Here is a 12,878-nt window from a genome sequence, read left to right on the forward strand (position 1 = left end):
CTCCAATGGAGCGATCTTGGATATATGACACCGGAGTTGACTCTGGTTATTGCTGCGGTGGTATTATCGTTGCTGGATCTGGTGCTGCCTAAGCGAATTAATAGAACCATGCTCGGCTGGTTATCCTTGGCGAGTATTCTCATTTCTATAGGCTTTGTCATTAGCTTCCTTCAGCCTGCGGAAACGAAGCAGCTGCTTGGTCTCAGCTATAGAATCGATGATTTTGCCAATATCATCAAGCTGATCCTGCTTACAGGAGCGGGCTTTGTTACCTTTATGAGTATCGGCCTGATCAAAGAACGCGAAATCCCGCATATCGGCGAGTTTTTCTATTTGCTGCTTCCTGCAACATTAGGTGGTATGATCATGGCCTCCTCCGGGGATCTGATTACCCTATTTGTAGGCCTTGAGCTGCTAAGCATTACGTCTTACATCTTGGTCGCGATGCGCAAAAAAGATCTACGGGCCAATGAAGGTGCCTTTAAATATATGGTCCTTGGCGGAATTTCCTCGGCTATTATTTTATACGGAATGTCGTTTTTATACGGGATGTCCGGATCGACCAATATTGTCGAAATTGGCAGTGCAATCGGTCAAAATGCGGCAGAACTGCTGCCATTGATCTATGTTTCATTTTTCCTGCTGCTGGCAGGCTTTGGATTCAAAATCGCCGCGGCACCCTTTCATATGTGGGCTCCTGACGTGTATCAAGGGGCAGCTACGCCAGTTACGGCTTTTCTGGCTGTCGTGTCGAAGGCTGCTGCTTTTGCCGTCACATTCCGCATCATGTATGTTGTTTTTGCTGTAGGGCCTTTGAGTCAACTGCCGATTCATGATGATGTGCTGCTATCATTGATGGTGGTTGCTGCGCTGGCGATGGTCATGGGTAATTTTACAGCGCTTCGTCAAACCCATATGAAGCGACTGCTGGCGTATTCCGGTGTTGCCAATTCAGGCTACTTGCTGGTGCCGCTGGCAATCTACTTTTCCCAGGTCCATTTCGCCAACTTCTCGGAGTTCACCTTCTACTTGATTGCCTATCTCTTTATGAACATCGGAATCTTTGCTGTTGTGATGATTATCGAGCATTCTACAGGTGATGAGACTACGAGCGGTCTTGCTGGTTTGTACTATCGGGCACCAGCAACTGCAGTGGGCACTGTGTTTCTCGTACTCAGTTTGGCGGGATTGCCGATATCGGGTGGGTTCTTCGGAAAGCTGTACATTTTACTTGGCACCTTGCAAACCCACAATTATTGGCTTGCTGCAGTGCTGATCGGGACGAGTGTCGTCTCCTATTACTATTACTTCGGATTGATCCGTCAAATGTTCATGCGCAGTGATATGGAGTCGCGTGAGGTGTTCATTACATGGCCGCTTGGTATTACCCTGTGGTTGTGCGTTGCAGCCAGCGTTGTCATGGGGATTGTGCCTCAATGGGTGCTGGGCTGGATCGAACGAATATTTTCGTTAACACAGGATTTGCTGTTTATCGGTTGATTCTGTCTCTCTAGGATTACAGGCCTGGTAGCTGCGCAGTTTGCGCACCTGCCGGGTTATTTTCATTGCTTGCAAAGGAACCCTTCCTCTGTTCGCATCATGGCTGCTTCTGGTGTTTCATCCCCATCAATCAGAGAAAATCATCGCTACTTGGAAAGAGCTTAAAAGGCCATAAAGATAATTCAAGTCCACCTGTTTGCTGAATGAGTCTCTTGGGTAATTACCAGCATGTAATGTTCATAAAACCTCCACTATTTACTATCCCTTTTTCTTCAATCAAGGCAGGTAATTCATATCTCACTATCGAATACAAGAAGGCTACACCATAATGAAGGAAAAGGAATCAAGGATATGCTTCTAAAACAAGTCATCGCGAAGCTGCTACATTGTATGATTGGAGTTGCTCTGTTCGCCCTATTCTCAGGTATTGTTCATGGAGAAGAGCAAGCTGTTACCGTTGCTGCTAGCGGAGATGATCCTTTAGCGGGGAAGCAATCCTATTTAAAACAAATCCACGCTGAGGAAGCCTGGGACACGGTTAAGGAAAATACTAACCTTACCATCGCTATTGTCGATACAGGTGTGGATTTAAACCATCCTGATCTCGTAGCTAACCTTGTTCCCGGAGTAAATCTGATTAATAGCAAACGAACACCGCAGGATGATAATGGTCATGGCACGAATGTTGCAGGGGTAGTTGCTGCCGCAGGAAATAATGATACGGGAATTACAGGTATTTTGTGGAAAGCCCGAATCATGCCGATTAAAGCGTTGGAGTCTGATGGTTCTGGCGGCGAGGCTAAGCTTGCTGAAGGGATTCGTTACGCAGTTGATCATGGCGCCAAGATTGTCGTGTTATCTCTCGGATTAAATAAGTATTCGACCCTTATGAGCGAGACTGTAAAATATGCAGAGGAACATGATGTGCTGCTGGTAGCGGCAACGGGGAATGAAGGTAACAGTGTCAAGTATCCTGCTGCCTATGCTACCGTATTGGCGGTTGGAGGGATGACAGCAGACCGTGCAGCGGATGTCCGTTCCAACAAAGGAATGGAGATTGATCTGGTGGCTCCCTGGGATGTGTTTACGACAGCTCTTGGGGGTTCGTATGAATATAAGGACGGTACCTCCATGGCTGCGCCCCAGGCAGCAGCTGTTGCAGCTCTGGCTTGGAGCCGGCACCCTGAGCTGCAAGCCTACCAAATTCGACAGCTGCTCAGACAGACGGCAGATAATCTGGGATCACCCGGCTGGAACGCGTCCACAGGTTATGGCTTGCTGCGTGCAGATCGTGCTGTCAATGAAGCGCCGCTGCAGGATATGTATGAGCCCAATAACCGCAAGGATCAGGCTAAGTCGATATCCATAAGCAAGATGCTGACGGCTTCCTTCGCCGACGGGTCCGATCCGGATTGGTTTTACTTCGATGCTCCGTATGATGGAACTGTTCAACTGACGTTTGATTTAGCTGCCGACCAGCAGGTTGCTGTGCAGCATACAGATGTCACTGGCGCTTTTACCAGTGTGACGGCGGTTCCAGGCACTCCTGTCAATTTGAAAGTAAACAAGGGTCGCAGCTATGTGCTGCTGCAGCTTGCTAATCGCAACTGGAAGCAGGAGGTTCCTTACAAGCTTACGACTGATTTTCAAATTTATCGTGATCAATTCGAAGATAATGACCGACAGTTCAAAGCTTACGTACTGCCTTCCAAAAGTCAGAGCCTTACTGGCACCTTTCATCAAAATGAGGACCAGGACTGGTTTGAATTTCCTGTCGAGCAATCCGGTAGCTTGAGTATTGAGGTCAGCACAGATACGGCAAGAATGGATCTGGTGCTGTTCGTGCAAAAGCAAGGTGAAAAAGCCTATACGGTGGACGAGAACGAGGATGGTGGCTCGGAATCCTTGGTACTCCCTCAAGTGTTTCCGGGAAATTATTTTATCCGGGTTACGAACGTGAAGGACTACGCATTTCCTATTGCCGGCGAGTACACATTGAAAATTAACTATAATGTCAAGCAGATGGATCCGAATGAGCCGAACGATCGATCTTATCAGGCAACAACGATTTCCTTAGGAACAGCTTATTATGGTTTAATTGATAAAGTGGATGATCTGGACTGGTTCCAGTTCAAACTGGATGAGGAGAGCATGACCCAGATCGAGCTCACGGATATACCGGATGGTTCTACGATGTTTTTATCCCTATTTGATGGAGCCTTGAAGCCTGTGTATAATACGGGTGGAGTTACTGAAATCAGTGCCGCACAGCGATTGACAGCGGGAACGTATTATGTGAAGCTGAGTGCGAATCAACCGTTTGACCGCAGTCTGTATCAATTCATGGTGAATGCGAAGCCGCTAACTGGTGGGTTCTCAGACATTCGCGGACATTGGGCTCAGGATGCGATTCTTTCAATGAGCGCCAAACAGATCGTCAATGGTTATGATAATTACACCTTTCGACCGGACCAAACGATCACACGTGCTGAAGCGACCGCGATATTGGGGCGTGCCTTTCAGCTAACGCAGTCCAAAACTATTGCTTATACGGATCTTACACCTAAACACTGGGCATATGACTGGATCGCTCGTGCTGCAGGAAGAGGCATTATAGACGGCTATCCAGATCGCTCATTTGCTCCAGATCAACCGATTAGCCGAATGGAAATGACCTCTATGATGGCCAGAAGCATGAATATAACAGGAAACCAACGAGGAGCAGTGCCTTTTACCGACGTGGACGACCAGTATTGGGGCGTCGGCATATTGCGGCAAATGAAGGCCGGAGGCTGGATTGGCGGCTATGCTAATGGTTCCTTCCGTCCGGATCAACAAGCGACACGAGCTGAGTTCATCACCATGCTGACACAAATACTGCGGTAATCGCGCATGAACGGTTCAAGATTGTAATAAAGGAGTACTCGCATGGATTATGTGGAACAAATGAATTCCTCACTTGGTATGAATGGCTTACTGAATATCTTTATTGCTTTGTTCTGCATAGGGTTCTCCTGGTGGGCGCTGCAGGAGCTGCAGCTGGAACGAATATTGAAAAGACCCAGAGGCACGCAGGCCAAGCTGTTGCAAATTTTGCTGTCTATCGCTTTGGGCTATCAGGTTGCCAAATTTATTATCGATTATTTCCATTGGTCCACCTGGCTTCCGGGGATGTTTTGAGTCGAATTCCGCATAAACAAGGTGGATTTTGTCAACAATGGTTAGTATAGCGACCTTAAATTTTTAGTTGGTTTCGAATCCTATCTTACAGATCAGTCAGATAAATCAAATTTACACGCTGCAGGTTCAATGCTAAACTAGACAAAGCTTGCATAGAAAACAGCGCAGAGGGGGACCATGATGAACAGAATTATTGTCCGCGGCGGCCGACGATTATCAGGCAGAGTCAAAATACATGGGGCTAAAAATGCCGTCCTGCCGATTATCGCAGCCTCAATTCTGGGTATAGAGGGAGATAGCGTTATCCATGATGCACCTCCTCTAGATGACGTTCTTGTGATTAACAGCGTCCTGGAAAGCATCGGAATTGAAGTCGAATATCATAACGAAACGATACGTGTTAATGCGCAAAATATTCGTACTTGTGAAGCATCCTATGAATTGGTACGTAAAATGAGAGCTTCATTTTTGGTCATGGGTCCTTTATTAACCCGTATGGGACAGGCGAGAATTTCTCTGCCTGGCGGCTGCGCGATTGGCACACGTCCGATTGATCAGCATTTGAAAGGCTTTGAAGCGATGGGGGCGGAAATTGAGCTCGGTCAAGGTTATATCGAAGCCAGGGTACAGGGAAGACTGAAGGGTGCCAAAATTTATCTGGATGTAGCGAGCGTAGGGGCTACCGAAAATATTATGATGGCAGCAACCTTGGCTGAAGGAACGACAACGATTGAAAATGCAGCCAAGGAGCCGGAAATCGTCGATTTGGCTAATTATTTAAATGCGATGGGTGCAACGATACGCGGTGCAGGTACCGGACTGATCCGGATTGATGGCGTGGAGAAGCTTAGAGGCGCTGTACATACGGTAATTCCAGACCGGATCGAAGCCGGTACATATATGGTCGCTGCGGCGATTACACGAAGTGATTTGTTTATTGAAGGAGCTATTGCCGATCATTTACGTCCGATCATCTCGAAGCTGCAAGAAATGGGAGTTCAGATCGAGGAGGACGAGAATGGATTACGTGTCTTTACCGATAAGCCGCTCCGAGCCGTAGATGTGAAAACATTACCGTATCCTGGATTTCCTACCGATATGCAGTCCCAGATGATGGCTCTGCTGCTAACGGCTGATGGTACGGCCATTGTGACAGAAACCGTGTTTGAAAATCGTTTCATGCATGTCGAGCAGTTGGTCAACATGAACGCTCAAATCAAGGTTGATGGACGAACCGCGGTGATTAGCGGAGGCAGTAGACTGCAGGGAGCCAAGGTTTGCGCGACCGACCTGCGTGCCGGAGCTGCTCTAATTCTCGCTGCGCTTGCCGCAGACGGTGAAACGGAAGTTACCGGAGTCCATCATATTGACCGGGGTTACGTAGATATCGCCTACAAGCTGCAGCAGCTGGGAGCCGATATTCAGTGCTTATCCCATAAAGTAGTTCCTGTAGAGGAAGAAGAAGAGATGCAGATCTTCTCAGTGAGCCCGATTTTGGCTTAATTGCTAAAGGCATTTACGATAAAAAGACTCTCTCCTGTTTGTGGAGAGGGTCTTCTCTTTGTGTGAGGCTGTTCTATTCTATCTTTTTGATTCATACAATGAGGTGACTAAGCATAGTTTTCAGGCTGAGTGATCTTGGAGTTGACAAAAGAAAAGATGGAGGGACAAGCCTTGGACCCAAAGAAAGCAATCCGCCTAGCGCTCCTGTGTTTGTCCAGCTTTGTTGCAGTAGTCGTAGCAGCGCCTTCTATTATCTGGAAAAATAGCGCGCCCGTGTCGCTGTCACCCGTAATATCAGCTAATCCGACTGCCGAGAAGGACTCTTCCTTACCATCCGTCTACCGACAGGGAACGCCGTCACTGTTTATTCCAGTATATCTCACAAAGGAGAAAAAGGTAGAGTCACTGCCGCTAGAGACATACGTACGAGGGGTATTGGCCGCGGAAATGCCCATAGAATTCGAGCTGGAGGCGTTAAAAGCGCAAGCAATGGCTGCTCGTACCTATATTATTCGCAAGCAGCTTGAGCAGGACATGGGTAATATACAGCCTGGGGAAGCTCTAGTAACCGATACGATCAATCATCAGGTTTATGTGAGTGATCTTGAGCTTAAAGCGCGCTGGGGGTCATGGTATGAAGGCAATTCGGACAAGCTGGATCAGGCCATACGGGAAACAGAAGGAATTGTTTTAACCTATGATGGGAAGCCGATCGAAGCCAATTTTTTCTCTACCAGCAACGGGTATACGGAAAATTCGGAAGATTACTGGAATACATATATTCCTTATTTGCGCAGTGTGCCAAGTCCGTGGGACCGCACGCTTTCACCACGTTTCAAGGAGACCATTGAGCTGTCAGCTGCTGCTTTAAGAAATAAGCTTGGCATTAGCAGCACCCTCTCTGTTTCTGCGGGTAGTGGCAGCGGCTTGCAGATTATAGAGCTGTCTCAAGGACATCGCATCAAAAAGCTGAGGATTGCAGGTAAGGCGTTCAGCGGGCGTGAAGTACGCGAAAAGCTTGGGCTGAATTCATCCCAATTTCAGTGGAGCTGGCAAGGAGACCGCTTGCAGATCACGACTTATGGTTACGGCCATGGAGTGGGTATGAGTCAATGGGGGGCACAGGGAATGGCCCTTGAAGGACGTAAGGCCGAGGAGATCGTCAAATACTTTTATACTGGAATTGAAATGGGCGAAGCTGCAAACTTCTCAAAAGGAAATAATTTGCAAAAAAAATAGTAGTCTCGCGTATAAAACTCGCAACCGTGGCAACAATGGTTAGCGAGGTGATAGTCTATGAGTGATCAAAAAAGAGATTTACAGACCAAGCAAGAAGCTCCTAAATCAAACACGGGAGCGCAAGGCAATGCAGCATTTTCGTGGAAAAGATTGTTGTCCAAAAAATGGGTATTTCCAGCAACCTACATGGCAGCGGCGGCAATTATCTTAACGTTAATGTGGGTTTATCAAGACGCCGGCAAATCGGTTCTCAAGGGCGAATTCGGGGTCGGGCAGGATATAGCCAAATCGACAGTAACCGAAAACGTCATGAAGCCTGAAACGCTGCCAGTCAACGTAGCCACAGAAACGATGCAGAGGCCTTTTAAAGAAGCGGGCGAGCTGGAAGTAACACTTCCCTTCTTTGACAGTAAAGCTTCTAGCGAAGTGCGCCAGGCTGCTATGGTTGAGTACGGGGATACTTTCACCCCACACATGGGTATCGATTATGCCCAACCCGACAATCAGCCCTTTGATGTAGTCGCAGCTATGAGCGGCAAGGTAACGGCAGTAGAGAAAAATCCAATCGTCGGCAACCTGGTGGAAATCACGCATAGCAATGGCCTTGTGACCGTATACCAAAGCTTGAGCGAGTTGAAAGTTGCCAAGGATGCTGACGTCAAAAAAGGCGATGTCATCGCCAAGGCAGGACGCAATGAATTGGAAAAAGATCAGGGTGTGCACCTTCACTTTGAAGTTCGTCAGGGCCAGGGTGGTCCTGCTGTTAATCCCGATCCGTTCTTTAGCGAGCATTAATCCCAGATAAATGAGTGTTTCTTGGAGCGCAATTGCGCTCTTTTTTTATTTTTAGCGCTTTTTTTGAAAATAATGGTCATATAAAGCTTGTCACGCTTGGAAACAGAGAATATAAGCTAGCTCCCCTCATATAATGTACCAAACTGACTCGAGTAGGGAGGCGAGGGGAGTGCACGATTACATCAAAGAGCGAACCATTAAAATCGGACGTTGCCTAGTGGAAACGAAGCACACGGTTCGCACCATTGCAAAGGAATTTGGCGTTTCAAAAAGCACGGTGCACAAAGACCTGACGGAGCGTTTACCAGAGATTAATCCCGATCTGGCTAATCAGGTAAAACACATTCTGGAGTATCACAAATCGATTCGTCACCTGCGGGGAGGAGAAGCCACCAAGATCAAATATCGCAAAACCCGCAATCCGAAATCGCATGACAAGCTTGTAACAGCCAAATAAACAGGGAACCGCAAGTCATGAAAAACCTCCCGAAAACACGTCTAATAAAAGAAGCAGGTTTTGTCGATAAAAATGATATAAAAAAAGAGGAATTTGCAATTTAATAGCGAAATTAGTTGAGATAACGGTTATAATAGGAATACCGCTTCTTTTCGAGGATGGACGGTTTTGTTTAGGGAGGAACTTTTCAATGTTAAGCAAGGATATTGGCATCGATCTAGGGACAGCGAACGTCCTTATTCATGTGAAGGGACGCGGAGTTGTGCTGGATGAGCCGTCTGTCGTCGCTATAGAAAGCGATACGAAGCGGGTGCTGGCTGTCGGTGAAGAAGCATTTCGCATGGTGGGACGTACACCAGGGAATATTATCGCCATTCGCCCGCTTAGGGACGGTGTTATTGCCGATTTTGAAATTACAGAAACGATGTTGAAGCATTTTATTAATAAAGTAGGGGGCAAAAAATGGTTCAGTCATCCCAGAATCCTTATTTGTGCCCCTACCAATATTACGTCTGTCGAGCAAAAGGCCATTCGTGAGGCTGCAGAACGAAGTGGAGCTCGCGAGGTGTTTTTGGAAGAGGAGCCTAAGGCAGCAGCTATTGGTGCGGGCATGGACATATTTCAACCCAGCGGCAACATGGTTGTAGATATTGGCGGTGGAACTACAGATGTAGCGGTATTATCGATGGGAGACATTGTTACCTCTTCTTCCGTGAAGGTAGCAGGCGACATGTTTGACTCAACGATTATGAAGTATGTAAAGACCAAGTATAAGCTCCTCATTGGGGAACGCACTTCAGAGGATATTAAAATCAGAATTGGAACGGTATATCCAAGCGGCCGACGTGAATCGATGGACATTCGCGGCAGAGATATGGTCAGTGGCTTGCCGGTAACTATTTCTATTAACTCGGAAGAGATTTACGAGGCGCTGTGGGATCCGGTTTCTTCGATTGTTGCATCGGCAAAAAGCGTGTTGGAGCGAACGCCTCCTGAGCTGTCGGCTGATATTATTGATCGTGGTGTGATTCTGACTGGCGGTGGAGCACTGCTGCATGGTATTGATCAATTACTGGCGGACGAGCTTAAGGTTCCTGTGCTGATAGCCGAGGATCCTATGCATTGCGTCGTCAAAGGTACGGGCATTATGCTGGACAACCTGGATAAAGTAGTCAAGCGCAAATTTTGATCGGAATTGCCATCACACCAAATCGCCAGCCTATAAGGGGGAGCCTCGATGTTAAGAGGACTATACACTGCTGCATCTGCCATGATCTCACAGCAGCGGAAGCATGATATTGTGACTAATAATATTGCGAACATCAATACACCAGGCTTTAAGCAAGGGTACGGAATAAATCGTTCATTTCCCGAGATGTTGATTTCGCGTATTAATAATGGCTTGGGTGAGCCCGGTGCTGTACCTGTTGGTCGTCTGAATACAGGCGTTATGGCAGAGGAGAATATCGCCTTGCACACACAGGGTGATATGCAGGAGACGAATAACCCATTCGACTTTGCGTTGGTTTCGAATATTCAATTGCCAGGAGCGACGTTCGATGCGTCAGGTAAATATGTGGATGCGAACGGACAGCGGACGATTCAGCCGCAAGCTTTCTTTACCATCCTTAACGATAACGGTGAGCAGCGCTTTTCACTGAATGGAAAGCTCTCTGTAGATGGGACAGGCCAACTCATCACCCCGGATGGTTATCGGGTATTGGGAGGAGATGGGCAGCCAATCCTGCTGCTGGATCCTGCAACACAAACGCCTGTAACCAATTTTCGTATTACGAAGCTTGGACAGTTCACGAATTCGGATGGTTTGTTCCTGCAAAACGCAAACAATCAGCCATTGAATTTGCTTATCAGTCGTGTCGAGGATCCGAATCAACTGGTGCGTGAAGGAAATGGCTTATACCGACTGAATGCGGGCAGTGAAGGCTTGGCCAGAGCCATTAATCCGGAAGATCAGGTAGAAGTTCGTCAAGGGTTTGTTGAGCGTTCCAATGTGGATGCAAGTCAATCGATGGTGGATATGATGGCGGCATCACGCGCCTATGAAGCGAATCAGAAGATCATTCAATTTTATGATCGAAGTATGGACAAGGCAGTGAATGATGTAGGTCGTGTATAATTGTCCTTGTATGAGGATGTTATTTAATTCAGCTATTGATCACGAGGCTGCATAGAGAGCATGTTCGGTATCGAATCCTGCAATCAGGTTCGAAGCGCGGTGCCGATAGGAGGAAACCAAATGAATAACTCCATGATTAATTCATCCGTGTCCATGCATGGACTTCAGCAAAAGCTGGACATGCTGGCTAATAATATCGCTAATGTTAATACGACCGGCTATAAACGTAAAGAAGCCTCCTTCCAGGATGTTCTTACCAGCCTTAAACAGCAGCCAAAGGGCTTCGAAAAAGAAGGCAGACTTTCCCCCTTAGGATATAACCAAGGCTGGGGCTCGCGGCTCGTTCAAGCTCAATTGACGATGCTGCAAGGTTCACTGAAAGCTACGGAAAACCCATTGGACACGGCTATTGAAGGCAATGGTATGTATGAGATTAATACTTTTGTAAGAGATGCCAACAACACTCTGATTCCGCAGACAGCATGGACTCGTGACGGCTCGTTTGAGCTTACACCCTCTGGGACGGACCCTAATACATTGTTATTAACGACCAAGGATGGACACTATGTGATGGGCGCCGATGATCAACCGGTTCAGGTTCCGAGCAATCATCGTGTGAATATTCAACCGGATGGCAGGATCATGGCGTACGATGATGCTGATAAAACAGCGCCACCTATTGAAATGGCTCAAATTAAGCTTGTGCGTGTGATACGTCCACAGTTGCTTCAGCAATTAGGAGATAATTTGTTTACTTTGCCAACGGGTCTGGCCAACCAGCAGGATGTGCTTCAAACTGTTGATGCTGCCAATAATGCAGTGGATCCTATTACAATCAAACAAGGCTTTTTGGAACAATCCAATGTAGTTTTGGCTGAAGAAATGACAGACTTGATTCAAGTTCAACGCGCGTTCCAATTAAATTCCCGAGCCGTTACTTCTTCGGATACGATGATGGGCATTGCGAATAACTTGCGCAACGGCTAGCAGGAACCCTTGAAGTGAGGTTGGTAAATATGACGGAAGCAAATGATGAAAAGGCTCCAGCACCAGCGCCGGCCCCCAAAAAGAAAGCGAAAGTGCGTAAGAAACGAAGGCGCTGGGTTGTTCTTGCTTTGCAATGGATTGGCATTCCTTTATTGTGTATAGTTGCTCTCGGCATTGGTTTAGTCATCGGTTACGTATATATAGGCAAACAACCGATGGAAGATGTTTATGAGATTGAAACTTGGCGCCATCTGTACGATCTGGTATTTGCCGAGACGTGAATAGTCTGACTGCTGACTCCCTGACCGGGAGTTTTATTTTTGTTTCAACAACGGTATAATAAACAGAAAGGATCAACGTCTTGTGGGGGGAGGCATCATTTAAGTGCGGAATTTACCGAACCTGTTAACACTATGCCGTTTTTTATTAATCCCTCTGTACATACTGGTTTTTGAAGCGGGTTATGTGCGCACAGCTTTTCTCGTACTGCTGGTCGCAGGCTTGACGGATGTGTTGGATGGCTACATAGCACGCAGTCGCAACCTGGTCACCCCACTGGGCAGCATGTTGGATCCGCTCGCGGATAAATCGATGATGATTACCGTACTATTATCACTGGTATGCTCTGGAATGATCTCCGTACAAGCAGCTATCGCTATGTTTGTACGAGAAGCGGGAATGATTATCGGTTCGGCCATTTTTCATTTTCGTGGCAAGCAGACCGTTCCGGCCAATGCTATGGGCAAATTAACAACGGTTTTATACTATGTAGCTATTATGCTTCTTATTTTTGAGTTGCCTTTGGCAGAGCTTTATTTGTGGCTAGTCATCGCAGTATCCTTTTTGACCTCCATCATTTATATTTTCCAGTTTTACAAACTTAATAATAAACCGGAATATGAACGTAAATGATGATGTGATTTTTTAAAAAGAGCTTATGTAAGAGTAAGCATAATTTGAATGCATGCAAACCGATACATAAGCTCCCTTATATCAACCTTCAATACTGCAGATCATGAAGGAATGCTGTTAGTGTAAGTTAAATCGATATTTTTTATACCACCTTGGAGAGGAGCAATG

Annotated in this window: 12 protein-coding genes; all 12 read left to right on the forward strand. The window is 46.8% G+C overall.

Annotated elements, in window-relative coordinates; genetic code table 11:
- Positions 1–24 precede the first annotated feature (24 nt).
- Positions 25–1,500, forward strand: a complete 1,476-nt coding sequence (locus LRL21_RS31870; protein ID WP_240419917.1) for an NADH-quinone oxidoreductase subunit N — start codon at positions 25–27, stop codon at positions 1,498–1,500.
- A 390-nt stretch (positions 1,501–1,890) separates the two neighbouring features.
- A complete protein-coding gene (locus tag LRL21_RS31875) occupies positions 1,891–4,386 on the forward strand; it encodes a S8 family serine peptidase (RefSeq protein WP_240419817.1) in 2,496 nt (831 codons plus the stop codon).
- Positions 4,387–4,428: 42 nt separating this feature from the next.
- Positions 4,429–4,680: a DUF1146 family protein gene (locus LRL21_RS31880; protein ID WP_240419818.1), complete on the forward strand. Its 252-nt coding sequence runs from the start codon at positions 4,429–4,431 to the stop codon at positions 4,678–4,680.
- A gap of 180 nt (positions 4,681–4,860) precedes the next feature.
- Complete coding sequence (murA, locus tag LRL21_RS31885; protein WP_240419919.1) at positions 4,861–6,183, forward strand: UDP-N-acetylglucosamine 1-carboxyvinyltransferase; 1,323 nt, start codon at positions 4,861–4,863, stop codon at positions 6,181–6,183.
- Positions 6,184–6,324: 141 nt separating this feature from the next.
- On the forward strand, positions 6,325–7,422 hold the full coding sequence (gene spoIID / locus LRL21_RS31890) for a stage II sporulation protein D (protein ID WP_420832517.1): 1,098 nt from the start codon (positions 6,325–6,327) through the stop codon (positions 7,420–7,422).
- 57 nt (positions 7,423–7,479) lie between these two features.
- The gene (locus LRL21_RS31895; protein ID WP_240419820.1) at positions 7,480–8,217 is read left to right on the forward strand and encodes a M23 family metallopeptidase; all 738 of its coding nucleotides are present in this window, start codon (positions 7,480–7,482) and stop codon (positions 8,215–8,217) included.
- A gap of 169 nt (positions 8,218–8,386) precedes the next feature.
- Positions 8,387–8,674 (forward strand): sporulation transcriptional regulator SpoIIID, encoded by a 288-nt coding sequence (spoIIID, locus tag LRL21_RS31900; RefSeq protein ID WP_076233526.1) that lies wholly within the window; start codon positions 8,387–8,389, stop codon positions 8,672–8,674.
- A gap of 190 nt (positions 8,675–8,864) precedes the next feature.
- Positions 8,865–9,863, forward strand: coding sequence for a rod shape-determining protein (gene mreB, locus LRL21_RS31905; protein ID WP_240419821.1), 999 nt, complete (start codon positions 8,865–8,867; stop codon positions 9,861–9,863).
- A gap of 48 nt (positions 9,864–9,911) precedes the next feature.
- The gene (locus LRL21_RS31910) at positions 9,912–10,811 is read left to right on the forward strand and encodes a flagellar hook-basal body protein (protein WP_240419822.1); all 900 of its coding nucleotides are present in this window, start codon (positions 9,912–9,914) and stop codon (positions 10,809–10,811) included.
- Between the two features lie 120 nt (positions 10,812–10,931).
- A complete protein-coding gene (locus LRL21_RS31915; RefSeq protein ID WP_240419823.1) occupies positions 10,932–11,798 on the forward strand; it encodes a flagellar hook-basal body protein in 867 nt (288 codons plus the stop codon).
- A gap of 29 nt (positions 11,799–11,827) precedes the next feature.
- Positions 11,828–12,079: a DNA-directed RNA polymerase subunit beta gene (locus LRL21_RS31920; RefSeq protein ID WP_240419824.1), complete on the forward strand. Its 252-nt coding sequence runs from the start codon at positions 11,828–11,830 to the stop codon at positions 12,077–12,079.
- Positions 12,080–12,182: 103 nt separating this feature from the next.
- Positions 12,183–12,710 (forward strand): CDP-alcohol phosphatidyltransferase family protein, encoded by a 528-nt coding sequence (locus LRL21_RS31925; protein ID WP_240419826.1) that lies wholly within the window; start codon positions 12,183–12,185, stop codon positions 12,708–12,710.
- Positions 12,711–12,878: the final 168 nt, after the last annotated feature.

It is taken from the genome of Paenibacillus periandrae, from assembly GCF_022458865.1.
GTDB lineage: Bacteria > Bacillota > Bacilli > Paenibacillales > NBRC-103111 > Paenibacillus_S > Paenibacillus_S periandrae.

Coding starts and splice junctions, on each gene's coding strand:
- LRL21_RS31870 (WP_240419917.1), top strand. CDS start 25: ATGACACCGGAGTTGACTCTGGTTATTGCTGCGGTGGTATTATCGTTG.
- LRL21_RS31875 (WP_240419817.1), top strand. CDS start 1,891: ATGATTGGAGTTGCTCTGTTCGCCCTATTCTCAGGTATTGTTCATGGA.
- LRL21_RS31880 (WP_240419818.1), top strand. CDS start 4,429: ATGGATTATGTGGAACAAATGAATTCCTCACTTGGTATGAATGGCTTA.
- murA (WP_240419919.1), top strand. CDS start 4,861: ATGAACAGAATTATTGTCCGCGGCGGCCGACGATTATCAGGCAGAGTC.
- LRL21_RS31895 (WP_240419820.1), top strand. CDS start 7,480: ATGAGTGATCAAAAAAGAGATTTACAGACCAAGCAAGAAGCTCCTAAA.
- mreB (WP_240419821.1), top strand. CDS start 8,865: ATGTTAAGCAAGGATATTGGCATCGATCTAGGGACAGCGAACGTCCTT.
- LRL21_RS31910 (WP_240419822.1), top strand. CDS start 9,912: ATGTTAAGAGGACTATACACTGCTGCATCTGCCATGATCTCACAGCAG.
- LRL21_RS31915 (WP_240419823.1), top strand. CDS start 10,932: ATGAATAACTCCATGATTAATTCATCCGTGTCCATGCATGGACTTCAG.
- LRL21_RS31920 (WP_240419824.1), top strand. CDS start 11,828: ATGACGGAAGCAAATGATGAAAAGGCTCCAGCACCAGCGCCGGCCCCC.